Source organism: Brachybacterium endophyticum (genome assembly GCF_003130585.1).
Classification (GTDB): domain Bacteria; phylum Actinomycetota; class Actinomycetes; order Actinomycetales; family Dermabacteraceae; genus Brachybacterium; species Brachybacterium endophyticum.
Genome location: NZ_QFKX01000006.1, coordinates 1 through 23,861, shown reverse-complemented (window position 1 = coordinate 23,861; position 23,861 = coordinate 1). Strand labels below are relative to the sequence as shown.

Genomic DNA, 23,861 nt, shown 5'->3' with positions numbered 1-23,861 from the left:
TCAGGACCCGCCGCCCGCGCGGTACCCCACGCCGCGCACGGTGACGACGATGCGCGGATGCTCGGGATCCAGTTCGATCTTCGAGCGCAGACGCTGCACGTGCACGTTGACCAGGCGGGTGTCGGCGCTGTGGCGGTACCCCCACACCTCCTTGAGGAGCGTCTCGCGGGTGAACACCTGCCAGGGGCGGCGCGCGAGCTGGACCAGCAGCTCGAACTCGAGCGGGGTCAGGGGGATCGTCGTGCCCTCGCGGCGCACTTCGTGGCCGTCGACGTCGATCTCGAGGTCGCCGATGCTCAGCTGCTCGGTCGAGGGCGCCTCGCTGCGGCGCACTCGGGCCTTGATCCGCGCGACCAGCTCGTCGGGCTCGAAGGGCTTGGTGAGGTAGTCGTCGGCCCCGGCCTCGAGGCCCTCGACGACGTCGGCGGTGTCGGAGCGGGCGGTGAGCATGAGGACCGGGACGCCCGAGCGTCGGCGCAGGCGGCGGCACACCTCGATCCCGTCCATTCCGGGGAGCATGAGGTCGAGGAGCACGAGATCGGGACTCAGGCGATCGAAGGCATCCAGGGCGGAGGCGCCGTCGGCCGTGGTGACCACGTCGTAGCCCTTCCCCCGCAGCACGATGCCCACCATCTCCGCGATCGCCTGGTCGTCATCGACCACCAGGATGCGTGAGGACGTCGTCATGTCCACATTGTGCCACCTGCGACGCGCATCTCCGGGGACCGACGTCGCTGCAGGTCTCGACCATCGTCGTACGGTGCGACCGCGCCGCGCCCCGTAGCGTGGTGGCGACACCGGAGCAGAGTCGACCGTGCAGGACGGAGGAGACGTGGACGGACCCAGCAGTCCCTGGAGCGCACCCGGAGGGGTGGACCCCTCCCCCGGCCCGCAGGCGCCGGGCCCGCGGGCGTACCCGACGGCGGAGGGCCCCGCCCCGCTGCAGCGTGAGCTCGTGCGCCGTCCCGGACTGTTCCCCCTGCGTCCGCTCGCCCTGGGCGAGATCTTCGGCGCGGGCGTCGGGATCTACCGACGCCGCCCCAAGCTCGTGTTCGGACTCAGCGCCCTGGTCTTCGGCGTCGCCTTCGTGCTGACCTCCGTCGTCGGCGGCATCGGCATGGCCCCCACCGCCGTGCAGCTGCAGTCGATCGCGCAGAGCCCCGAGACCGCGTCCGGCGGTGGTCCCGCGGAGACCTTCGGCGGGTCCCTCGGCCAGATCCTGGGCACGGTGGGCTCCTCGCTGGCCACCTCGCTGATCACGCTCGTGGCCATGCAGCTGGTCCTGGTGGTGCTGACGCGGCTGACGCTGACCGAGGCGACCGGACGCGAGGCGAGCGACGCGCAGCTGCGCGCGAGCCTGCGCAGCCACGGCTGGCGGGCCGTCCTCACCGGGCTGCTCAACTCGCTGCTGACCTTCGTGCCCTTCCTGCTGATCTCGCTGCTGGGCGCGGTCCCTCTGGCGATCGTGCAGGCGCCCCGCTGGTACACGATCGCTCCCGTCTTCCTGTTCCTGCTGCTGGGCCTGCTGGCGGCCCTCTGGGTCTGGGGACGCGTGCTGTTCGCGACGCCGATCCTGGTCACCGAGGACACGGGGCCGATCGGTGCGGTGCGCCGCTCCTTCGTGCTCACCCGTGGACGCCGGCTCTGGCGGCCGCTGGGCATCGCCCTGCTCCTCACCGTCTGCCAGATCATCGCCCAGCAGGCGGTCGCCGGCGTCTTCGGGGTGATCGCGACCGGCATCTACATCGCGGTGCTGCTGGCCTCCCAGGGACAGGCCCTGGTGATCGGGATGATCGTGATGCTGGTGCTGAGCTTCCTGGGCACCTTCGCGGCGACGGTCGTGGTCGCCCCGTTCTGGGCCGCCGGGCTGACGGCGCTGTACGCGGACCTGCGGATGCGCCACGAGTCCTGGGACATCGAGCTGCGGCGTGCGCAGTTCGAGGCGAGCGGCGGGGACGACGCCGGGATCGCACGATGACACCGCCGGTGCCGGCGGCGCCGGTGGACCCCGACGAGGCCCGCCGACGGGTCCTCGAGGAGCTCGCCAAGGGCGAGTACCACCGGGACGACGGCTTCCTGAGCCGGGTGCTGGGTCTGCTCGAGGACTGGCTGGACTCCCTGTCCGGTGGGGCCGGCGGCTCCTCCGCCGCCCTGATCGTGATCATGGTGGTGATCGCCGTCGTCCTGCTCGGGATCGGCCTGCTGGTGGCCCGGCGCAGCGGCCGTCTGCGTCGGGACACGGCGCTGGGGGTGTCCTCGCGACTGGACGCCGACCCGGTGCTGAGCGCCGAGGAGCTGCGGCGCCGGGCACGGGCCGCGGCCGGGGAGTCCCGTCATTCCGATGCGGCCGTTCTGGGCATGCGCGCCCTCGTGCGGGACCTGCAGGAGCGCACCCTGTCGGAGGTCACGGAGGGCAAGACGGCGCACGAGGCCGCTGCGGAGGCCGCGCTCGCCTTCCCCGCCCTGCGCCATCGGCTGCTGCGCGCGGCCGACGTCTTCGACACCGCCGCCTACTCCCGCCACCGCATCGATGCCAAGAGCGCCGAGGACGTGGTGCGCCTGGCCGAGTACGTCGCCGAGGCGACCCCGCGCCTGCTCGCCGGGGAGGACGCATGAGCATCGAGGTGACCTCATGAGCGCCGCCGTGCAGCCGGCGACCGCTGCCCCGGAACGACGTTCCTCACGGGTGCTGGTGATCGTGCTGGCCCTGGTGGTGGGCGTCGCCGTGGTCGTGGTCGCCCTGCGGGGCAGCTTCCGCGACGGTCCCCTGGAGCCGGGGGCGCCCACCGCGCAGGGGTCGAAGGCCGTGGTGCGGGTCCTCGAGGACGACGGCACCGACGTCGAGGTGCGCCGGTACACGGCCGATGCCGCGGACGCCCTCGCCGACGGCGGCACCGTGCTCGTCACCGACCCCTCCACCCTCGACACCGAACAGATGGAGCGCCTCAGCGAGGCCCGCACGAGCGGTGGCGGGCAGCTGGTGCTGGTACGTCCCGACGCCGATGCGCTCAAGGGCCTCGCCCCCGGCGTCTCCCCCGCGGGCAAGGTCACCACCGCCACCTCGCTGCAGGCCGGGGAGGACTGCGGGGCGGCGGGCCTCCAGGGGCGCGCGATCCGCGTCGGACCCGCGGAGGACGTCTCCGACTCGGCAGCGCTCTACCGCGCGGGTCCCCCGGCCGACTCCTGCTACCGCGAGGGCGGGGACGCCGCGGTCGTCGTCTCCGACGGTGTCGTCGTCCTGGGATCGGCGACCCTGCTGACGAACGACGGGGTGGGTCAGCTGGACAACGCCGGCGTCGCGCTCACCGCGCTCGGGGCCGACGAGGCGCTGACCTGGTACGTGCCCTCACCCACCGACCCGCTCGCCGATCAGCAGCCCTCGCTGCTCGACCGACTTCCGGATTTCGCCCTGCCCCTCGCCCTGTGGGCGTGCCTGGTGGCGATCGCCGTGCTGCTCGCCCTCTCGCGCCGCCTGGGCCCCGTCGTCCTCGAGCCGCTGCCGGTGAGCGTGCGCGCGAGGGAGCTGACCGTCGGTCGCGCACACCTCCTGCACCGGGCCGACGGCCACCAGGCCGCGGCGCGTTCCCTGCGCGCTGCCACGTCGCTGCGTCTGGCCTCCCGGCTGGGCGTGCGCCGCGAGGACCGCCTGGACACCCTGGTGGCCGCGCTCCTGCCCCACACCTCCCTGACCGCCTCGCAGCTGCACGAGCTGCTGGGCCCCACCCCCGTGCGCAGCGATCAGGAGCTGCTGCGCCTGACCGAGGCGCTCGACGCGCTCGAGAAGGAGATCGACCGATGAGTGCATCCCCCCAGGAGCCGGCAGGTGCCAGCGGAGCGCGCGAGAGCCTGCGGGCCGTCAGCGAGGAGATCCACAAGGCGGTGGTCGGCCAGGACGCCGCCGTGACCAGTCTCGTGGTCGCGCTGCTGTGCCGAGGGCACGTGCTGCTCGAGGGCGTCCCGGGTGTCGCCAAGACGCTGCTGGTGCGTTCGCTGGCCGAGTCGCTGGACGTGCAGATGCGTCGCGTCCAGTTCACTCCCGACATGATGCCCGGCGACGTCACCGGCTCCCTGGTCTACGACAACTCGACCTCGGACCTCGTCTTCCGCGAGGGGCCCGTGTTCACGAACCTGCTGCTGGCCGACGAGATCAACCGCACGCCGCCCAAGACCCAGTCGGCCCTGCTGGAGGCCATGGAGGAGCGGCAGGTGACCGTCGACGGCGTCCCGAGGGCGCTCCCGGATCCGTTCGTGGTGATCGCGACCCAGAATCCGATCGAGTTCGACGGCACCTACGCGCTCCCCGAGGCCCAGTTGGACCGCTTCCTGCTCAAGGCCGTGCTGCCGCTCCCCGAGCGGGAGCAGGAGATCGACGTGCTGCGCCGCCATGCGGAGGGCTTCGACACCCGGGACCTCGCCGCCGCGGGACTGCGGACGGTCGCCGATCCCGCTGCGCTGCGCACGGCGCAGGAAGAGGTGCGGCAGGTGCGGGCCGAGGAGTCCGTGCTCCAGTACGTGGTCGACGTGTGCCGGGCCACCCGACGTTCGCCGAGCCTCTCCCTCGGCGTCTCCCCGCGCGGGGCGATCGCGCTGCTGCGCACCGCGAGCGCCTGGGCGTACCTCGCCGGCCGGGACTTCGTGACCCCGGACGACGTCAAGACGATGGCCCCGGCGACCCTCTCCCACCGGGTGCGGCTGACCACCGAGGCCGAGCTCGAGGGCTCGCAGGTGCAGGCTGTGCTCGCGGCGACCCTGGCCGGCGTGCCGGTCCCCCGCTGAGGCCGGACGGGAACCCGGACCCCGTGCGCATCGCCCTGACCCTCCGCGGCGCCCTGCTGGGCGTCCTGGCCGTGCTGCCCATCGTGCTCGCCCCGCACTGGATCACCCTGGTGGTGTGTGCGGTGCTGTGGTGCGCCGCGCTGCTGACCGATCTGTCGATCACGCCCTCGCCGCGGCGCCTGGACGTGCGCCGCACCTCCCCGGGCCAGGTGCGGCTGGGCGAGGACGCGAGCGGCCGCCTGCTGGTCACCAACACCGCCGAGAGGCCAGTGGTGCTGCGCCTGCGGGACTGCTGGAATCCCACCGCCGGGCTCGCGGAGCAGAGGGCGGGGCTGCGGCTGCCCCCGCACGAGCGCCGAGCCGTCGAGCAGTCCTTCCATCCTGTTCGACGTGGTCGCCACCGCAGCCGCATCCTCGTGCTCGCCATCCGTGGGCGGCTGGGGCTCCTCGAGCGGCGTGCGCACCGCGTCGTGCCCGGTGAGCTGCTCGCCCTGCATGCCTTCGGCTCCCGGCGCCATCTGCCCTCGCGCACGCGTCGGCTGCGGGAGATCGAGGGCCTCGCGGCCGTCCATCAGCGCGGCCAGGGCACGGAGTTCGACTCGCTGCGGGACTTCGTGGACGGCGACGACGTGCGCTCGATCGACTGGCGCGCCACCGCCCGTCGGCGCAGCGTGGTGGTGCGCACCTGGCGACCCGAGCGCGACCGGCACGTGCTGATCGTCGTGGACACCTCCCGCACCTCGGCGGGGCGCGTCGGGGACGCACCCCGCCTGGATGCGGCGCTCGATGCGACCCTGCTGCTGATGGCGCTCGCCTCGCAGGCGGGCGACCGGGTCGACGTGCTGTGCGCGGACCGCATCCCCCACCTCTCGGTCGCCGCCGGCAACCCCCGCACCGTGCTGCACGACGTGGTCGCGGCGACCGCGCCCGTGGAACCTGCGCTGGTGGAGACCGATTGGGAGATGATGGCCGCCCAGATCGCCCGTCGCGCGCGCCGCGGGGCACTGGTGGTGCTGCTGACCCCGATCGAGCCGGGTGCCGTGCAGCAGGGGCTGCTGCCGGTCGCCGCACGGGTCGCGGCCGAGCACCCGCTGGTGATCGGCTCCGTCGCCGATCCGGACCTGGAGTCGATGGCCGCCGAGCGCGGGAGCATCGGTGCGGTCTACCGGGCGGCGTCGGCCGCGCAGGACGGGCTGGAGAGGGACGGCGTCTCCCGGGCGCTCGAGCGCAGCGGCGCCCACGTGGTGGACGTCGTGCCCGACGACCTGCCGCAGGCCGTGGCCGATCAGTACCTCGCGCTGAAGGCGGCCGGGCGGCTCTGAAGGGCGCCGGCCGCCTCAGGCGGCGACGGCGACGGTGTCGCCCACGGACTCCTCGTCGAGGTCGCCGGTGATCCCCGCACGGTGGACGGTGCGCCCCCGGATCAGGAGCACGGCGAGGAACCCGGCCCAGGCGATCACGCCGATCGCGATCCGCAGCGGTGCAGGCAGCGGGCTGGGGGTCACGAAGGCCTCGAGGACGCCGGAGACCAGCAGCACGAGCACCAGTCCGATCCCCACCGTGATCATCGCGCGGGCGGCGTGAGCGAGGGCCCAGGTGCGCGGCAGCGGGCCGGGCCGCACCCAGGCCCAGAACAGCCGCAGGCCCGCGCCCGCCCCCACGCAGATGGCCGTGATCTCGAGGAGCCCGTGCGGCAGCAGGTACACCAGCAGCGTCCCGATCTGCCCGTGCGCTCCCAGCACCCCGGCCGAGACCCCGATGTTCAGTCCGTTGCTGAGGATCATCCACAGCGGCCACACGCCGGTCACGCCGAGCACCACGGACTGCAGGGCGATCCAGGCGTTGTTGGTCCACACGTTCGCGGCGAACCCGCTGGCATGGCCTTCGAAGTAGTAGCCGACGAAGTCGTGCTCGGCGAGCTGCCGCTGCTCGTCCGCGCTGAGCACGGCCGAGCGCGCCGAGGGATCCACGCCGAACCAGATCCCGCTGATCACGGCGGACAGCAGGAGCAGGGCGCCGCAGACCGCGATGCACCAGCGCGCGTCGTACATCGCCGCGGGGACGTCCTCCCACAGCACGTCGCGCAGCCGGCGCCACATCGGCACCCGCGCCCCGGTGATCCGCAGTCGCGCGCGCTGCAGCAGCACGGACAGCCGTGCCGTCAGCACCGGGTCGGGATTGGTCGAGCGGATGATCGACAGGTGGGTGGCGGTGCGCCGATACAGGGCGATCAGCTCCTCGACGCCCTCGGCATCGAGGGTGCGGGTGCGCGTGAGGAGGCCCAGGCGGTCCCAGTCCCCCTGATGCACGGCGATGAAGGCGTCGGTGTCCACGCTCCCAGACTAGGTGGGGCGCCCACCGGGCACGTGCGACGAAAGTCGAGGCGAGGACCGGCGCGGGTCGACCGGAGGGTGAGGCGCTGCGTGCCCGCCGCTGACAGACTGTCGCCATGACCCCCGCCTCCTCGACCACCGATGCGCTCGTCACCGGTGAGGCCGTCCACCTGGATCTGCGCCCGGCCTCGTTCGCGACCCGGCTGCTGTCCTACCTGGTCGACGGGGCGATCATGCTCTCCCTCTCCCTCGGGATGACCGTCGGCATCTACGCCGCGTCCACCTCGACGGGCCTCGACGCGGGCTTCCTGCAGGCCGGGCTGGTGCTCGCGAGCGTGCTGACGTTCCTGGGGTACCCCGTGCTGCTGGAGATGCTCACCGACGGTCGCAGCGTGGGGCGTCTGGCCACCGGCACCCGGGTGGTCCGTGAGGACGGCGGGCCGGTGCACGTGCGCCAGAGCCTGCTGCGGGCCGTGATGGCGATGCTCGAGATCTGGTCGACCTCGGGCGCCCTCGCGCTGGTGACCTCGCTCGTGGACCGTCGTTCCCGTCGGATCGGGGACCTGCTGGCGGGCACGATGGTCATCCAGGAGCGGATGCGGGCTCCGCGTCCCGTGCGCGAGCAGATGCCCTCCGAGCTGAGCAGCTGGGCCGCCGGCGCGGACGTGGGCCGACTGCCCCTGCCGCTGCTGCAGGACATCCGCGCCTTCCTGCCGCGTGCGGGGTCGCTGAACCCCGAGTCGCGCCGTCGGATCGCGAGGGATCTGCTGCAGCGCACGATGCCCTCCGTGACGCCCGCCCCGCCGCCGGGTACCGATCCGGAGCTGTTCCTGCGTGCGGTCCTGGCCGAGCGGTCGCGTCGCGACGAGGAGCACCTGCGTCGGCGCACGGCCCGCGAGCAGGAGCTCGCCCTCGACGTCCGAACGGTCCCGTTCTCGGCGTGACGCCGGGACCGCAGCGCCGGGGCGGTGCGGCGCCGCGCGCGCAGCGCGCGCTCCCTGCTGATCGCCGCCCCCGTCGGGGTCAGCCGTGGCTCTCGGCCCCGGGCACCTCGCCCTCGGGGACGAGCACGGGCACGCCGCCGCGCACCTCGAAGACGTGCGAGGGATCGTCGGCGCAGATCAGCTGCTCGGCGTCGTGCACGAGGCTCGCGCCGCAGCGCGGGCAGCGCAGGGCCTCACGCAGCCAGGACGGCAGCTCGAGAGCGTCCTCGGTGGATCCGGCGGACGCCGGCCGCGAAGGCTGCGCGGCTCCGCCGTCGGCCGCCGTGGTCGATCGGCTCGCGGCGTCGTGCTCGGCCTGCTCCGCCGTCCCGGTCCCCTCCCCGAGCAGAGCGAGGACCTCCGTCCGGACAGCTCGCATCGTGGTCCCCTCGGCAGCCTCGACGTTCAGCCTCAGCAGGGGCTCGGTGTTGGAGGAGCGCAGCGAGAACCACCAGTGCCCGGCCGCCACGGCGTCATCGGCGTCGCCGGTCCCGATCGCGGTGCCGGCGTCGCCGGTCGTTGCGGCACCGGTGTCGCCCCAGTGGGTCACCGTGAGGCCGTCGAGCTCGTCGATCTCGGTGCCCCGGCGCCCTTCGAAGGCGGCCCGGACGGTGTCCCGGGCGGCCTGTGCGTCCGCGACCCGCAGGTCCTTCTCCCCGCTCGCGGCATAGGGGGAATGCGCCGCGACCAGCTCCGACATCGGCCGGTCGCCGCCTGCAAGGGCTGCCAGCACGTGCAGGGCCGCCAGCAGGCCGGAGTCGGCGTTGAAGAAGTCGCGGAAGTAGTAGTGGGCCGAGTGCTCCCCGCCGACGACGGCGTGCTCGTCGGCCATCACCGCCTTGATGTACGAGTGGCCGACGGGGGTGCGCACATAGCGCCCGCCCGCGGACTCGACCGTCTCACGCACGTGCCGGGAGGTCACCACGTTGGCGACCACCGCGGGTCGCTGATCGCCCGCGGCCCGGGCGCGGTCGATCTCGGCGAGCGCGATCAGCGCCGTGAGAGCGGAGGGCGGCACAGGGGCCCCGGTCTCGTCGACCACCACGCAGCGGTCGGCATCGCCGTCGAAGGCGAGACCCACGTCGGCGCCGTGCTCACGCACCGCGGCCGAGAGCTCGACGAGGTTCTCGGGGTCCGTCGGATCGGCCGGATGGTGGGGGAAGCTGCCGTCGAGGTCGAGGTGGAGACCGATCAGCTCGAGGGTCGGGACGCGCTCGGCCAGGGCCGGCACGGTCAGTCCGGCCATGCCGTTGCCGGCATCGACCACGACGCGCAGCGGCCGGCGCGCGGGGATCCCGACCAGGTGCAGCAGGATCGCGATGTAGTCCTCGAGGCAGTCCAACTCCTCCTGGTGGCCGCCGGGGACCTCGGGGATCTCGCCCTCCCCCAGCAGCTCCTCGGCCCGCACGCGCAGTGCCTCCAGCCCGCTGTCCCTGCCGACCGGGCGGGCACCGGGGAGGCAGAACTTGATGCCGTTGTACGGGGCGGGGTTGTGGCTGGCCGTGATCATCGCGCCGGCCGCACGGTAGAGCCCGGACGCGCAGTACAGCTCGTCGGTCGCGCACAGACCCGCCAGACCCACCCGGGCACCGCGGCGGGCGGCCCCGTCGGCGAAGGCACGCGCCAGCGCCGGGGAGCTGTCGCGCATGTCGTGCGCAAGGATCAGGTCCTTGACCTCGAGACTGTCGGCGAAGGCGGCGCCGAAGGCGCGGGCGACCTGTTCGTCGAGCTGCTCGCCGGCGACGCCGCGCACGTCGTTGGCCAGCACGATGCCCCGGAGGTCAGGACTCATCGGAGGGCCTCACCACGTGAAGGTGCCGGCCTCCACCGGCCTGCGCGCCGGACTGCGCACTCGGGGCGGGAGGCAGAGGGGCCTCCTCCTGCTCGCGGGGGTCGACGGCGGCGGCGAGCGCCACGAGGTCGTCGACCGCGTCCGCACTGCCGGTGACACGGATCATCTCCCAGCCGCGCGGCGGTGTCATGCGCGCGGCGTGCGTCTCGCAGAGGTCGTAGGCGTTGGGATCGGCCGTGCGGGCCAGCGGCCCCACCACGAGGGTGGAGTCCTCGTAGACGAACGTCAGGGAGCTGACGGCGGGGTCGGCACATCCGGTCTTCGAGCAGTCGCGAGCAGGCACGCCCTCGAGTGTACGCAGTGCGAGAGCACTGCCCGGACCTGCGACACGAGCGCGTTAGGGTGCGGTGCATGACGCTCCAGCGAACTTCCTCCGGCCGACGCCGGGACCGCCACGGACGCGGACTGCGCGGGGAGCTCCTGCCCCCGCACCTGCCCGGCCATCGTTCCCGCCGCGAGGAGTTCGACGACACCGTGCTGGAGGCGGCACGCATGCTCGTCGAGAAGTATCCGCGACGGCTCGAGCACCTCGAGGTCGCCGTCGAGGAGGTCCCGATGAGCGACCCCGCGCCGTGGGAGGAGAGCTCGGTCGCGCTGGGGCGCGCCTTCCCCGCCGATCGTGACCATGCCCCGCGCGTGGTGCTGTTCCGGCGGCCGATCCAGACCCGCTGCGCCCTGCCCGGCGAGCTCGAGCTGCTGGTGCGCCAGGTCCTCGCCGACCAGGTGGGGTCCCTGCTGCACCTGGCTCCCGAGGACGTCGACCCCGAGGCCTGGACCGAGGACTGACTAGCCCAGCTGGACGCTCGCCGCGGCGCGATCGGAGGAGCGCGGCAGCACCGGGATGCTCGAGAGCAGGGGCCCGTCCTTCTTCCCGCTCTCGGCCTGGATCCACGTGGCGTGCACCGCATCGGGGTCGTCGGGGACGACGACCAGGCCCGCGACCTCGCCCTCGACGCCGGTGAGGTCCCCGCCGGCGACCTGCGCCGTGGCGCCCTCGGCGAGGTCCATCTGCACGGGCCTCCCACCGCCGCCGTCCTCGCCGACGGGGATCACCGTCGCCGAGGTGTCCGCGTCGGAGGCCAGGGCCAGCGTCCCGTGGGCTCCGCCCGCCGGCAGGGCGAGCACGCCGGCGTCGGTGAGGGCGGGTGCGGGCTGGGTGACGGCGAGGTCCGACGGCGCGCCGATGGTCTTGCCCAGGCGCTTGTCGGACTTCACGCTGGAGCGCACCGCGGTGCTGACGGGCTGGTCGGAGCGGGACGTGATCGTGAGGTCGCCCTGGGCGCCGTCGAGCGGGACGGTGGCGACGGAGCCTGCGGGCACGGTGATCTCGTCGCCGAGACCGGGAAGGTCGACCGGGCCGTCGGTGTCCGAGGCGCTCAGGCGCACCTGCGCGTCACGCCCGCCCTCGTTCATCATCACGACCTGTCCGCTGCCGCCCTTGCCGACCCGGACGCCCGGCACGGTGGCGTCCCGCGAGGGCTCGGGGAGGCCGGAGAGCATCTCCGCGCCCTGAGGCGTCAGACCGTCGCGCTCGGTGCCCTGCAGGGCCATCGCCAGCGGGGCCCCGACGGTGCTGACGCTGACGCCGATCACGTCCTGGTCGGGGACGATCGATTCGAGCAGCACCCGCTCCTGCTTCCCGGGGGCGACCACCACCTGGGAGCGTCCTCCCATGTCGGCGGGGCCGTCGGCCGTGCGCACCTGCACCGACGCCGTGGCGGGGCGGTCGGAGGTGTTGGACAGCCACAGCGAGGAGCTGGCCCCGCTGCGGGTGCTCGACCCCAGGAAGGTCGCCTCGGTGGTGGGTGCGGCGCAGCGGGTGAGCGCCATGGAGCGGAAGTCGCCCGTCGTGGTCGTCGAGGCCTGCACGGCGTCCCCGACCACTTCCTGCGAGGACCCGGACAGCGTCAGCTCCGCAGGCTTGGTGGCCTGCGGGATCGTCAGGGCCGCGGCGCCGAGGTCCGCCGCCCGCGCCTTCTGGCCCGCCGCCTTCCGGTCCGAGCTCTTCGTCTCGATGGTCGGGGCGAGCGGATCGCCGTTCTCGTCCTGCCGGGTGGTGGAGGCGGCGACCCTGCCGTACAGCAGCGAGGAGTCGGCGTCGAGGGCCAGGCCCCGCACGCCCACCACGTCCGAGGGCCCCTTCGAGGCGAGCTCCGCGTCGCCGCCGGTGTCGGCGAGCGCATCGGGCACCGTGAGCGGGCCGGGGCAGACCAGACCGGTCGTGCTCGGCGCGGCCGTGGAGCTCTCGTGCTTCACGTCGCCGCGCGGGGCGAGGGCGTCACCGGGTGCGAACAGGGCGATGCCGCCGACGGCGAGCAGCGGCAGCACGGACAGCAGGCCCAGCAGCGGGCGGGCGCCGCGCTCCGTGCGCTCACCGTGGGGCGCGTGGGTGTCTCGTGCGCTCACAGGGCATCACTCTCCTCCCAGGGAGCGGGACCGCGTCGGCGTCCCGGCCCGGCCCTCCACGGCACCGCGACCACGGCGGTGATCAGGACGGTCACCGCGAGCAGGAGGGCGAGGACGACTCGCCGGGGATCGTCCCGGCCGATCTCGAGCTCGCCGTCGGCACCGGCGGGCACGGTGAATCCCTGCGCCCAGCCGTCCACCGTGACCGGTGTCAGCTTCGCGCCGTCCAGGTGCGCCTCCCACCCGCTCTCCCGGCGTTCGGAGAGCACGACCGTGCGCTCACCCTGGTCGGCGTCCAGACGGCCCTCGGCGTCGACGACGCCGCTCGGCAGCGTCGTCTCCACGGCGGCGGAGGACCCGTCGCCCGCGCGCACGCTCACCCGCGATCCGGGATCCACCACGCGCCACAGGCTGCCCGAGCTGCTCTCGGTGACCTTCTCGAGCTGCGGGGAGGAGTCCAGGTCGTCGACCAGGGACGGGGCGTCGTCACGGGCGCCGGGGACGACGACGTAGCCGATCGCGAGGCCGCGCAGCACCTCCGGGTGCTGTGCCGGACCGGAGGAGAGCAGGCCGCCGGTCGCCTCGCGCAGCGCGGAGGAGCCGGGGTCGGAGTCCACCGCCCCGCCGCCGCGCACGGAGGCGAGGGCGCGGGCCTCCTGGGCGCCGGAGCTCTGCTGGGCGTTCTCACCGCCGTCGACCACGAGTCGGGCGCTGAGCGCGTCCTGGTCACCGCCCTCGGCGGGCTCCAGCACGAGCACGCGTCCGCGGTCCTGCGAGGTCCCCAGATCCCTCGCGGCCTGGGGGATCCTGCTCGCGTCGGTGCGGTGCACCTGCAGCGCGGAGGGCAGGCTCACCGCCCAGCCGATGGTCGCGATCAGGCAGAACGCGGCGACGGCCCCGGCGATCACGCTCGAGGCGGCGCGCCGCGCAGCGCCCTCCCGGCCGCTGCGGCGCGCGAGCACGTCGACGGTCGCGGCGCAGCCGATGAGGAGGGCGAGCAGCGCGAGGCTCAACAGGCCGCCCGCCGGCACGCTGCGGAGCTCGTCGGCGCCGATCTCGCTGGGCAGAGCGCGGGCCAGGAGGACGACGCCCAGGCAGAGCGCGGCGATCAGCAGCGCGAGACGTCCTGCACGGCCGGCGGCAGCCCTCTGGAACGGGGCGACGAGGGCGGCGAGCAGCACCGGGAGCATCAGCAGGTAGGGCGCGAGCTCGGCGGCGTGCGAACCGATCAGACCGCTCAGCGGCGTCCAGGCGGGCGCCGGGACCGGCCACAGGGCGAGCAGACCGAGCGGGGAGGACGTCCCCGCGACGGCGGGGACCCCGGCCACGTGCAGGAGGGTCGAGGGATGCGCGACGAACGTGGGCAGGTACGGCAGCTGCAGTGCGAGGGAGGGGACGAGCACCCAGATCAGACGCGCGCGCCGCCCGGGGACGAACGGGGCGAGCAGGGCGAGACCGAGGCCGACGAGCAGCACCAGCGCGGGCTGGACGGCCCCGATCACCAGCAGCAGCAGTCCCCCGGCCGCGGCGGCGGAGACGCTGGCCTGGGACACCTTGTGCACGAGGCCGATCGCGCGACCGACGGCGAGGGCGAGCAGGGGCAGCAGCAGGTGCACGAGCACGAGCGGCCAGGCCCCCGAGCTCAGCGAGGCGAGCAGCGGCGGGCCGACAGCCCAGGCCACGGCGAGCGCGAGTCGTGCGCCCACGGCGCGGGTGAGGGCACCCGCGGCCCACCACGCGCCCATCGCGGCCAGCGGGATGCTGAGCACGAGGAGCACGGCCGGGGCCACCTCGGGCAGCGGCACCGCGGTGACCAGGCGCATGAGGGCGTCCCCCGGGCCGCGGGCACCGAGGCCGCCGGCTCCTCCGGGCACCCAGCTGGACCAGGCGATCTGCAGGCTCTCGCGCCAATCCGGTGCCAGGGTCATCAGCTGCGGGCCCTCGAGGTGGCCGCGCGCGAGCAGCGGGCGCACGCCGATCATGCCGCCGATCAGCGCGAGGGCGGCCAGGATCAGGGTCCAGACGCCGTGGCGGCCGAAGTCGGCGTCGTCGGCGCCGTGGCTGGTGCCGGCGATCCCCCAGGTCGTGCGGCGGATACGACGGGCTCGCTCGTCGTCGGCGAACAGGCGGGTCCACACGGCCTCGCCGCGGCGGCGGAGGGCCTCGGTCCGCGGCAGGTAGAGCGGCGCGAGCCGGCGACGGGGGACCCGTGCGCGATGGGAGGCGGCGGCGCCCCGGGCCATCACCGCCGGCGCCCGGCGATAGGCGGCGAGCGCCGCCGTCAGCTCGGCGAGCGCGCGACGCGGCGACTGGGCGGCGACCTGGCCGATCATGCGCGCGAGCGTCCCCAGCGGGATGCTGAGCAGCAGCGTCAGCAGGGCACCCAGCAGGGGCCTGTGCTTCAGCAGCAGCAGGAGCTGGCCGCGCCGGTGCTCGTGCACCAGCGCCGGCACGTCACGATGCCGCTGCGGGACCAGCACGCGGGAGTCCGCCGCGACCTCGACGCGCTCCCCGCCGCGCCAGACCCGGTGCCCCAGGTCGACCTCGGCGAAGGGTGAGCCGAGCGCGGGATCGGTGCCGCCCAGGCGGGAGAGGGTGCTCTCGCGCACGAGCATCCCCGGCAGCGCGACACCCAGGACGTCCTGGCGCCAGTCCGACTGTCCCTGGTCGATCTCCCCGGGCTCGACGCCCGTGACGATCCGGCCGCTGTGGGTCAGGGTGAGCCCCACGTCCACGAGCACGTCGGCGTCGTCGGCGGTCGACCGTCCGCGCCGCTCGAGGTCGTCGGCATGATGCGGGGGCCGCAGGCGCTTGGAGCCGATGACGGCAGCCGTGGGCGAGGACTCGGCGGTCTCCAGCAGTGCACGCAGCGAGGAGCGTCCCGGCAGGGCGTCCTCGGTCAGCAGCCAGAACCAGTTCTCGGTCTCGGCCGCGGCGCGACGCCGCCCCGCGGTGGACGAGCCCATCCCGGTACCGCCCTCGCGCAAGCGGGTGGGCACCTGCGCGGTCTGCTCGGCCTCGCGCACGAGGCCGCGCTCATGGGCGTCGCGGTCGATCTGGCGCATGTGACCGCCCGCTCGAGGTGCGGCGTCCCGGGACTCGAGGGCGTCCTGGGCGGAGAGCACACCGGAGGACAGGGACCGCAGGATCTCGCGCATCGCGCTGGCCAGCCCGGCCGCCGCGGGGATCCGCAGCACGTCGGCGACGGCGCCGTCCGCCACGAGCTCCTCGACCTGCTCCTCGCGCTCGGCCCCTGGCTCCCCGCGCAGCACGACCGCGACGCGATCCGCCGCCCTCTCCTGGGCGGAGAGGGCGGCGAGTGCGTCGTGCAGCAGGCTGGGATCGTCACCTGCACCGAGCAGGACGACGGCGGTGACGGTGCGGGCGGTCACTGGGGGCGAGCGCGGTCAGACGGCGCGACGCTTGAGCTTGCGCCGCTCGCGCTCGGAGAGCCCGCCCCAGATGCCGAACCTCTCGTCGTTCTCGAGGGCGTACTCGAGGCATTCGGCGCGGACCTCGCACGAGACGCAGACCTTCTTGGCCTCTCGTGTGGAGCCGCCCTTCTCGGGGAAGAACGCCTCGGGGTCCGTCTGTGCGCACAGCGCACGCTCCTGCCAGGAGACCTCGGCCTCGTCGCCGTCGGCCACCAGGGCCAGGAGCGAGAACTCCTCCGACTGCGCATCATCCTCGTCGCGCATGCGTTCCATCGGCACAGTTCCTTCCTCAGGTGGACGCTTCACGTCGTGGGCGCCGTCACGGCCGCCCGTCGGGCTTCGGGATGAGGCGGGGGGAGCCGCCGCGGTCACCCTAAAATACACCCGTGTAACTCTTCCCCGTCAAGCGGGACCAGGAGTGTGACCCGCGCGCGACCAGGAGATGCGATGACCACCCGACCCGGATCGGCCCCCTCGAGCGAGGATCGGGGCGTGCGGATCATCCCCCTGCGCTCCCTCCCGGAGGTCCGCGAGGGCGACGATCTCGCCCAGCTGCTCGTCGGCGCTCTCGGGCGAGAGGGCCTCGAGCTGGTCGACGGCGACGTGCTGTGCGTGTCCGCGAAGATCATCTCGAAGTCGAGGGGACTTGTCATCCCCGCCGAGCGCAAGCAGCGCACCATCCTCGAGCAGACCGTGCGCCTGGTCGCCCGTCGCCGTCACCTGCGCACCACCACCTCGATCGTCGAGGTGCCCGCCGGGCCGGTGATGGCCGCCGCCGGCATCGACGGCTCGAACGCGCCCGAGGGCCTGCTGGTGCTGCCCGAGGACCCGGACGCCGAGGCCGAGCAGCTGCGGGACGCCCTGGCCCGGGCCGGCGCCGCCGACGTCGCCGTGGTGCTCTCGGACACCTCCTCGCGGATCTGGCGGGTGGGAGTGGGCGACATCGCTCTCGGTGCCGCGGGCCTGCGTGCGCTCGAGGACCTCCGAGGCACCGAGGATGCCGAGGGCCGCACCCTGCACGTGACGCGTCGCGCACTGGCCGACGAGATCGCCGCCGCAGCGGATCTGGTGAAGGGGAAGGCGAGCGGGGTGCCCGCCGTGATCGTGCGAGGGCTCGAGGGCGCCGTGGTGCCCCCGGACTCGGCGGTCCCGGCGCGTGCCCTCAGCCGCACCGACGCCGGCGACTGGTTCCGACGCCCGAGCCTCGAATCGGTCTGGCAGTCCCTCGGTCTCTCCCCCGAGCAGGAGCCGGTGGCCGCCATGGACCCCGAGGACGATGCCGTGCGGCTGAGGAGAGCGATCGACGTGGCCCGGACCCCGTCGCTCCCGGGCCCCGCCCCGCTGCTCTCGCGCGAGGGCGGTGGCCTCCTGGAGCCGGAGGGGGACGTGCCGCTCGGCGGCGACGAGCACGCTCCGCGCCGCCTCCTCGTGCACCCGGCCGCCGACACCGGGGTGGCATGGGCGAGCGCCGGGATGCTCCTGGAACGGCTGCGGGTCGCGATCGGCGCGGAATCTATCGCCCGTCCGCTCCCGGTCGGGGTGCGTCTGGGCGACGTGCGCGAGGACAGCTCCCGCGGGAGGATGGGGCGATGACCCCCACTCCCCCGCCGCTGACGGATCTGCGCGCACTGCTGAGCGCTCTCGAGCAGCTGGGACCGCGTCCCTGCCTGGTCTGGTACGAGCCCGAGGGGCGCATCGAGCTCTCGGGCCATGTGCTCGCCAACTGGGTGATCAAGAGCGTCGGCCACCTCGAGGCCGAGATCATGCTCGAGGCCGACGAGCTCGTCGTGCTCGATCTCCCGCCGCACTGGAAGCGTCTCGTGCTCGCCCTCGCCGCCTGGGGGCTCGGCGCACGGGTCCTGGTCCCGCAGCAGGACGGCACGATCCCGGCCGCGGCGGACGAGGAGGTGCGCGTCGTCGCGACGGATCGGCCCGGCACACCCCTCGCCGACGAGGCCGACGAGGTCCTCGCGCTGGCGCCGCAGTCCCTGGCCCTGCGCTTCGAGGGCGACCTGCCCGCACTGGTCCACGACTGGGCCCGCGAGGTCCGGGCCCACCCCGATCAGCTGAGCGTGCCCCTGGGCCGGTGGGCCGGCCCCGCCCCGGCCGCTGACCCCGGGCACCGCCTGCTCGTCGCCGCCGACGGGCTCGAAGATCCGGCGGGGACGCTCGCCGCACTCCTGTGCGGGCGCGGGATCGTCGGCTCCGCTCACCCGCTGACGGCCGAGCAGGCGGAGCAGGAAGGCGCGAGGCCCCTCGACGCCCCGCCCGGGTCGGCCCCCTCCGAGGCGGACTGACGGAGGGCCGCGGCGCCCGGCGCCCGACCTCGTCCGGACACCGGGCCCCGTTCGGTGCTCAGCCGGCGGTGCGTTCGGCCGTGCCCTCCGCCGTCGTGGCCGGCCCCTCGACCTCGGTGACCGGCGCCGCGTCCGCGGCCGTCCCCGTCGATCCCGCGGGATCCTTCGGGTCGGCGTCCCGCACCGGGGCCGGGTGGGCCGCGAAGGTCTTCTCCCAGGCCTCGAAGGACGTGATCTCGCGGGCCGCCCTGCGGTAGGTCTCGCGCAGCTGGTTCCAGTGACGGTAGAGATCCGCGTGCGTGCGCACCGTGCGGGTGAGCATCTGTCGCATCTGCTCGGGGCGGCGCTTGTACCAGGACAGCTGGGTGCCGCCGACGTTGGAGACCACGGCGCTGTCGTAGTGGGCGAGGCGCCACCAGTGGGCGTCCTGATGGGCGATCTCCGCCTGCGGGTTCGAGCGGGAGGTCTCCTTCGGCTGCGCGAACAGCTGACGTGCCATCTGCCGGGCCGTCCACAGGGGCAGCGTGCGGCGGTGCGGCGGATGGACGTCTCGCCCCTTGCGCGGGGGCTTGGTCACCCGCACGGCCGGGAAGTCGTCCGCGTCCTTCTGCGAGAGGGAGTCGTCGAACTCCTTGGTCAGAGCCTTCAGCTCCGGCAGCTTGGTGCCGATCTCGCCGTGCAGGACCAGCGGGCCGCGCAGCACGTCCTCCTGGGCCATCAGGCGCGCGGCCTCCGTGTAGTACTGCATGGAGAACAGGTGCTTGAGGTCGATCCCCTGCGACTCCGTGATCACGTGCCCGCCGTGGTCGTACACCGAGTGGAGCAGCGCGGTGATGATGCGGTTGCGCTCGTGGAAGTAGATCTGCCAGTCCAGCGCATCGCTCTTGTCACCCCAGGTGATGTGCCAGACGGCCGCGCCCGGGAAGGAGACCGTGGGGTACCCGGCGGCCTTCGCCCGCAGGCCGTACTCGGCGTCGTCCCACTTGATGAAGACGGGCAGGCTGAGCCCGATCTCCCGGACCGTCTCGGTGGGGATCAGGCAGGTCCACCACCCGTTGTAGTCGACGTCGGCGCGGCGGTGCAGCCAGGGGGTCGCCGCGAGCGGACCGTGGGCGAAGTCGTGGCCCAGCCAGCCGCCGGGCGTGGCCACCTTCGGCTGGATCGCCCAGGGGTCCACGCTCTCGCCGAAGGCGTGCAGGACCGAACGGTTGTTCAGGTCGAACATGTGGGCGCCCACCAGCGTCGGCGTGGTCGCGAAGTCGGCGAAGGTGATCATCCGCAGCAGCGACTCGGGCTCGATGTCGATGTCGTCGTCGCAGTTGATGACGTAGGTCGAGCGCCCGTTGGTGGCCGCCTCGTACATCCCGCGGGAGAAGCCGCCGGAGCCGCCGATGTTGCCCTGCTCGATGAGCTGGAGCTGGTCGCCCATGGCGGCCTGCAGGGGCTCGAGCTCCTCGTGGTCGGAGAGCCTGTCCGATCCCTGGTCCACCACGTACATCACGTCGAGCGCGGCACGCAGGTCCTCGTCCTTGCTGATCACGCGGATGTTGTCCAGGCAGTAGGGGACCTTGTTCATCGTGGTCATGCCGATCGAGAACGTGCCCTCGGTGCGCGCGAGCTCCGCCGGTGCGCTCCACTGGGCGTCGACGACGGTGAGGGGCTCGCTCCCGGCGATCACGTCGAACCAGTACCAGCCTCCGTCCCCGAACGCGGTCAGGGGCAGCTCGAACACCGTCTCGCTCGCACCCCGCACGATCCGCATGTCGTGGCGCTGGATCACGCCGCGCGCGTTCGAGCGGTAGACGATCACCTGTCCCTGCCCGACCGTGCGCACGCTCAGCCGCACCTCCCGCACCGGGGTCCAGCGCCGCCAGTAGGACGCTGGGAAGGCGTTGAAGTAGGTGCCGAAGGAGCGCAGGGTCTGCGCGGCGACCTCGACGCTGTGGCGAGCGCTCAGCTCCTCGAGGTCGGGCCGGACCGAGCTCCCGGAGCCGCCGGGCTGCTCGGGGCCGTGGTGCGTCTCGGTCCCGCCGGTCCCCAGCCCGAAGGAGGCCGAGGCGACGCCCGCACGGGACGCCTGCGCCTCGATGTAGAGGGGGACGATGTCCGGCGTGGGCTCGAGCGGCATGATCAGCCGCTGCAGCACGCGATGGGTGGTCGCCTCCGCCTCGTCCTGGCCGGAGGCCGGAGTGGTCGTCTCAGGGGTGCTGGTGGTGCTCACTGGGGATCCTCCTGGCCGCACGATCGGCGCGCGGCGGTCGGTTCACTTGCGCAGCAGGTCGGGAAGCTTGTTGTCGGCCAGGGTCAGTGCGGAGCCGATGGCCATGTGCATGTCGAGGTACTTGTAGGTGCCCAGTCGACCGCCGAACAGCGTGCGCGGCTCGGCGTCCGCCATCTCCCGGTAGGCCAGCAGGGTCTCGCGGTCCGTCCCCGAGTTCACGGGGTAGTACGGCTCGTCCTCGCGCGCGGCGAAGCGCGAGTACTCGCGCTGGATCAGCGTGCGGTCCTTGGCGTAGTCCCGCTCGGGGTGGAAATGGCGGGGCTCGATGATGCGGGTGAAGGGGATGTCCGCGTCGGCGTAGTTCATGACCGAGGTGCCCTGGAAGTCGCCCGTGGTGTCCAGGTGCTCGGTCTCCAGGTCGATCGTGCGCCACTTCAGGTCGCCCAGCTGGTACTCGAAGTAGCGGTCCACCGGCCCCGTGTAGACCACAGGCAGCTGCCCGCGCACGGCGTCGCGGTTGTACTCCTGGGAGGTGTCGAAGTAGTCGGTCCCCAGACGCACCTCGATGTTCGGGTGGTCGGCCATCCGCTCCAGCCAGGCGGTGTACCCCTGGGCGGGCAGGCCCTCGTGGGTGTCGTTGAAGTAGCGGTTGTCGTACGTGTAGCGCACGGGCAGGCGCGAGATGATCGAGGCCGGCAGGTCCTTGGGGTCCGTCTGCCACTGCTTGCCGGTGTAGTTCTTGATGAACGCCTCGTACAGCGGGCGGCCGATCAGCGAGATGCCCTTCTCGTCGAGGTTCTCGGGGTCCGTGCCCGCGAGCTCCCCGGCCTGCTCGGCGACAAGGGCACGTGCCTCGTCCGGCGTGTAGGCGGCGGAGAAGAACTGGTTGATCGTGCCCAGGTTGATGGGCATCGGGTACACCACGCCCTGATGGGTCGTGTACACCTTGTGCACGTACTTCGTGAACTCGGTGAACCGGTTGACGTACTCCCAGACCCGTTCGTTCGAGGTGTGGAACAGGTGGGCGCCGTACTTGTGGACCTCGATGCCCGTGTGCTCGTCGACCTCCGAGTAGGCGTTGCCGCCGATGTGGTCGCGCCGGTCGATGATCACGACCTTCGCGCCGTGCTCGGAGACCGCGCGCTCGGCGACGGTCAGTCCGAACAGTCCGGAGCCGACGATCAACAGGTCAGGTGACGCCACGGGGATCCCTTTCGACGGGGGTTGAGCGGTGGCATCACACTAGCCCAGAGAGGCCGGTCATCCGGCCTTTTCGCGCGCTGATCAGGGCTTTGCCCGCAGATCCCACCGTTCGCTCACGGACCCGTCACCCGCGGGCCCATCCCGTGTCACCGTCCGTTCACCACCGCTGGATCGCGATGCGGCGCAGGTCACGCCTTCACTGCATCCTCTCGACCAGGAACCGGTAGCCCAGGCGTCGCATCCAGCCGGGGGCGAAGCGGTACGCGGCGCGGCGCACGAGGTTGGCGGCGGCTCCCTGGGGCGTGGTCACGCGGTCGCGCAGGAGGATCCACTGCAGGCGGAGGTCCGACCCGAACATGCGCGCCCCTCCCCGGCGCGCGAACAGTCGAGAGTCCACCCGGTAGTCGACGAGCACGGCGGGAAGGTTCGCGCTGCGGGCGCCGCCCAGCAGCATCCGTTCCCACAGCCAGTAGTCCTCGAGGTGGTCCAGCTCGCGGTAGCCGCCCACGGCCAGGGCGACATCGCGGCGCATCATCACGGCCGGGTGCTGGAAGGGGCTGTGACGTGGCAGGTAGCGGAGGATCTGCTCGTGGGTGAGCGGACGCGTGCGCAGCGGACCGGTGCCCACCGGGACCTCGTCGGAGAACTCCTGCAGGCTCGCGCTCAGCAGATCCAGCTGCCCCTCCCGCATCGCCGTCTCCTGCACCTGCAGACGCTCGGGGCGGCAGAGGTCGTCGGCGTCGGCGCGCGCGATCAGATCGGTGCGGGCCGCCTCGAGCCCCCGCTGCAGGGTGCGGGCGAGGCCCTGGTGCTCGGCGGCGCGCAGCACGCGCGCGGGGCCGTACTCCCCCGCCTCGACGCTCGCGACGACCTCGTCGAGCTCGGCGGTCAGCTCCCCGTCGACGGTCAGCACCAGCTCGGCGGGGGCGAGGGTCTGGGCAGTGGTCGCCGAGGCCAGGGCCGCGGCGAACCTGTCCGCCCGGTCCCCGCGCCAGACGGGCATCAGCACGGTGATCCCGGCGGCGGGCGGGGCGGTCCCCTTCGCCGCGGTCGTCATCGTCCGGCCGCTCCGTCGATACGGCCCACGGCCTCCGCCGCCTCCGGGTCCGCCGCGAGCACCTCCGCGGAGGGCCGGGGGCCGCCTCGCAGGGCGTCCCGCAGGCCGCGCAGGCCGATCGGGGCGAGCTCGGGGTGACGCACGAGCTGGCGGGCCCATCCGCGCACCGTGGCACCTCCGTACATCGCGCGCTCCCAGAGGGCGAAGGACCGCGTGCGGGTCAGCGCCCAGAGCCGGTTGCGCACGTCGTAGTAGAAGCGGTCCCCCGGCGAGGCCTGGGCGTTGGCGAACACCTTGGTGCGGTGCTCGACGACGGACCCCGGCACGTGCAGGCCCCGGCCACGACGCAGCAGGCGCCCGGTGTGCTCGAAGTCGTCGGACCAGATGAAGTAGTCGGGATGAGGGAGGCCCAGGCGGCGCACGTCCTCCCCGCGCAGCAGCACCGAGACGTAGCTCGCGGTGCGGATCGGATGACCGCCCGATCGGGCGGCCGCGCGCTTCTCCCTGGCGCTCGCCCCGACCCGGGTGCGCGACAGGTTCATGGGATGGGCACGGCCGTCGATCCACTCGGCGCGCGAGCTCAGCACCGACAGGCGCAAAGGGCTCTCGCGCTCCACCGTGAGAAGTGCCTCGAGCGCGCCGGGGCGCGGGATGGTGTCGTCGTCCATCAGCCACACCCAGTCGGCGCGGTGATCGACCAGGGCCCGGGCGATGCCGCTCGCGAACCCGCCGGCGCCGCCCACGTTGAGGTGCAGGTGGAGGACGTCCGCGCGCAGCGGATGACGGTCGGCGACCTCGCCCGAGGCGTCGGTCGAGGCGTTGTCGATGACCACGACCGCGTCGACCGGTCTGCTCTGCGCGGCGAGGGCGTCCAGGCAGTCCTGGAGCAGCTCCGCGCGGTTGTAGGTCACCACGACCGCGACGACTCTCACATCCTCGTGCTCGTGTGCGCTCGGGTCCACGGGGTCTCCTCCGGGGTGGGCGATCAGCGGCAGGTCACGGCGGTGACTGCACTCGGGTCGAAGTGTACGGATCCGACGTGAGGAACGCCCATTCGACTCCCGCACGCTGGGCGCGTCGAGGTCGCGGGTCTAGTCTGTCGCTCACGCGCGCCGGCCCCGCTTCCCCGCGCCGGCGCACACGACGGAAGGATCCTGCCCGTGGACGACCGGGACGAACGCTCGGCACGCCCCTCCGACCAGGAGGACCCGTTCGACGACATCCCGCGCAGCGGATCGTCGCGCCCGCGGGCGCCCAGGCCGGGCGCCCCGCGCCGGCCGGCGCCGCGCTCGCGCGCCC

20 protein-coding genes are annotated in these 23,861 nt (G+C 73.5%); 9 read left to right on the top strand and 11 right to left on the bottom strand.

Annotated elements, in window-relative coordinates; translation table 11 throughout:
* Positions 1-687, bottom strand: a complete 687-nt coding sequence (mtrA, locus tag DEO23_RS13830) for an MtrAB system response regulator MtrA (protein ID WP_109276619.1) — start codon at positions 685-687, stop codon at positions 1-3.
* 145 nt (positions 688-832) lie between these two features.
* Here mtrA and DEO23_RS13825 point away from each other — a divergent pair, with 145 nt between their 5' ends.
* From DEO23_RS13825 to DEO23_RS13805, 5 genes are read left to right on the top strand one after another with little or no spacing between them, the layout of a single operon-like run.
* Positions 833-1,978, top strand: a complete 1,146-nt coding sequence (locus tag DEO23_RS13825) for a glycerophosphodiester phosphodiesterase (protein ID WP_109276618.1) — start codon at positions 833-835, stop codon at positions 1,976-1,978.
* Positions 1,975-2,616, top strand: a complete 642-nt coding sequence (locus tag DEO23_RS13820; protein ID WP_109276617.1) for a DUF4129 domain-containing protein — start codon at positions 1,975-1,977, stop codon at positions 2,614-2,616. Before DEO23_RS13825 ends, DEO23_RS13820 begins: the two co-directional genes overlap by 4 nt.
* A gap of 16 nt (positions 2,617-2,632) precedes the next feature.
* Positions 2,633-3,799, top strand: coding sequence for a DUF4350 domain-containing protein (locus DEO23_RS13815; protein WP_109276616.1), 1,167 nt, complete (start codon positions 2,633-2,635; stop codon positions 3,797-3,799).
* Positions 3,796-4,776, top strand: coding sequence for an AAA family ATPase (locus DEO23_RS13810; protein WP_109276615.1), 981 nt, complete (start codon positions 3,796-3,798; stop codon positions 4,774-4,776). Before DEO23_RS13815 ends, DEO23_RS13810 begins: the two co-directional genes overlap by 4 nt.
* Positions 4,777-4,799: 23 nt before the next feature.
* Positions 4,800-6,098: a DUF58 domain-containing protein gene (locus DEO23_RS13805; protein WP_109276614.1), complete on the top strand. Its 1,299-nt coding sequence runs from the start codon at positions 4,800-4,802 to the stop codon at positions 6,096-6,098.
* A 15-nt stretch (positions 6,099-6,113) separates the two neighbouring features.
* Here DEO23_RS13805 and DEO23_RS13800 read toward each other — a convergent pair whose 3' ends face one another.
* Complete coding sequence (locus DEO23_RS13800) at positions 6,114-7,109, bottom strand: stage II sporulation protein M (protein ID WP_109276613.1); 996 nt, start codon at positions 7,107-7,109, stop codon at positions 6,114-6,116.
* 116 nt (positions 7,110-7,225) lie between these two features.
* On the opposite strand from DEO23_RS13800, the gene DEO23_RS13795 reads away from it, so the two are divergent.
* Positions 7,226-8,053, top strand: a complete 828-nt coding sequence (locus tag DEO23_RS13795) for an RDD family protein (RefSeq protein ID WP_109276612.1) — start codon at positions 7,226-7,228, stop codon at positions 8,051-8,053.
* A gap of 79 nt (positions 8,054-8,132) precedes the next feature.
* Here the strand turns inward: DEO23_RS13795 and DEO23_RS13790 are convergent, their stop codons facing one another.
* Positions 8,133-9,884, bottom strand: a complete 1,752-nt coding sequence (locus DEO23_RS13790; protein ID WP_109276611.1) for a phosphohexomutase domain-containing protein — start codon at positions 9,882-9,884, stop codon at positions 8,133-8,135.
* Positions 9,874-10,227, bottom strand: coding sequence for a DUF3499 domain-containing protein (locus DEO23_RS13785; RefSeq protein WP_240613421.1), 354 nt, complete (start codon positions 10,225-10,227; stop codon positions 9,874-9,876). Before DEO23_RS13785 ends, DEO23_RS13790 begins: the two co-directional genes overlap by 11 nt.
* 68 nt (positions 10,228-10,295) lie before the next feature.
* Between DEO23_RS13785 and DEO23_RS13780 the strand changes: the two genes are divergently transcribed.
* Positions 10,296-10,730: a metallopeptidase family protein gene (locus DEO23_RS13780; protein ID WP_109276609.1), complete on the top strand. Its 435-nt coding sequence runs from the start codon at positions 10,296-10,298 to the stop codon at positions 10,728-10,730.
* Here the strand turns inward: DEO23_RS13780 and DEO23_RS13775 are convergent, their stop codons facing one another.
* From DEO23_RS13775 to DEO23_RS13765, 3 genes are read right to left on the bottom strand one after another with little or no spacing between them, the layout of a single operon-like run.
* Complete coding sequence (locus tag DEO23_RS13775; protein WP_109276608.1) at positions 10,731-12,350, bottom strand: DUF5719 family protein; 1,620 nt, start codon at positions 12,348-12,350, stop codon at positions 10,731-10,733.
* Positions 12,347-15,742: a glycosyltransferase family 2 protein gene (locus tag DEO23_RS13770; RefSeq protein WP_109276607.1), complete on the bottom strand. Its 3,396-nt coding sequence runs from the start codon at positions 15,740-15,742 to the stop codon at positions 12,347-12,349. Before DEO23_RS13770 ends, DEO23_RS13775 begins: the two co-directional genes overlap by 4 nt.
* A gap of 15 nt (positions 15,743-15,757) precedes the next feature.
* A complete protein-coding gene (locus DEO23_RS13765) occupies positions 15,758-16,057 on the bottom strand; it encodes a WhiB family transcriptional regulator (protein WP_109276606.1) in 300 nt (99 codons plus the stop codon).
* A gap of 174 nt (positions 16,058-16,231) precedes the next feature.
* Here DEO23_RS13765 and cofE point away from each other — a divergent pair, with 174 nt between their 5' ends.
* Both cofE and DEO23_RS13755 read left to right on the top strand, forming a co-directional pair.
* Entirely contained in the window at positions 16,232-17,377 is a 1,146-nt protein-coding gene (gene cofE / locus DEO23_RS13760; protein ID WP_109276605.1) for a coenzyme F420-0:L-glutamate ligase, read from the top strand.
* Positions 17,374-18,081, top strand: a complete 708-nt coding sequence (locus DEO23_RS13755) for a TIGR03089 family protein (RefSeq protein WP_109276604.1) — start codon at positions 17,374-17,376, stop codon at positions 18,079-18,081. The genes cofE and DEO23_RS13755 overlap by 4 nt, the downstream gene beginning before the upstream one ends.
* 58 nt (positions 18,082-18,139) lie before the next feature.
* Here DEO23_RS13755 and DEO23_RS13750 read toward each other — a convergent pair whose 3' ends face one another.
* The 4 genes from DEO23_RS13750 to DEO23_RS13735 form a co-directional block, all read right to left on the bottom strand.
* Positions 18,140-20,302, bottom strand: coding sequence for a glycosyltransferase (locus DEO23_RS13750; protein ID WP_109276603.1), 2,163 nt, complete (start codon positions 20,300-20,302; stop codon positions 18,140-18,142).
* 42 nt (positions 20,303-20,344) lie between these two features.
* Positions 20,345-21,505, bottom strand: a complete 1,161-nt coding sequence (glf, locus tag DEO23_RS13745; protein WP_109276602.1) for a UDP-galactopyranose mutase — start codon at positions 21,503-21,505, stop codon at positions 20,345-20,347.
* A gap of 196 nt (positions 21,506-21,701) precedes the next feature.
* Positions 21,702-22,562, bottom strand: a complete 861-nt coding sequence (locus DEO23_RS13740; RefSeq protein WP_109276601.1) for a glycosyltransferase — start codon at positions 22,560-22,562, stop codon at positions 21,702-21,704.
* Positions 22,559-23,524, bottom strand: coding sequence for a glycosyltransferase (locus tag DEO23_RS13735; RefSeq protein WP_240613420.1), 966 nt, complete (start codon positions 23,522-23,524; stop codon positions 22,559-22,561). The genes DEO23_RS13740 and DEO23_RS13735 overlap by 4 nt, the downstream gene beginning before the upstream one ends.
* Positions 23,525-23,861 lie beyond the last annotated feature (337 nt).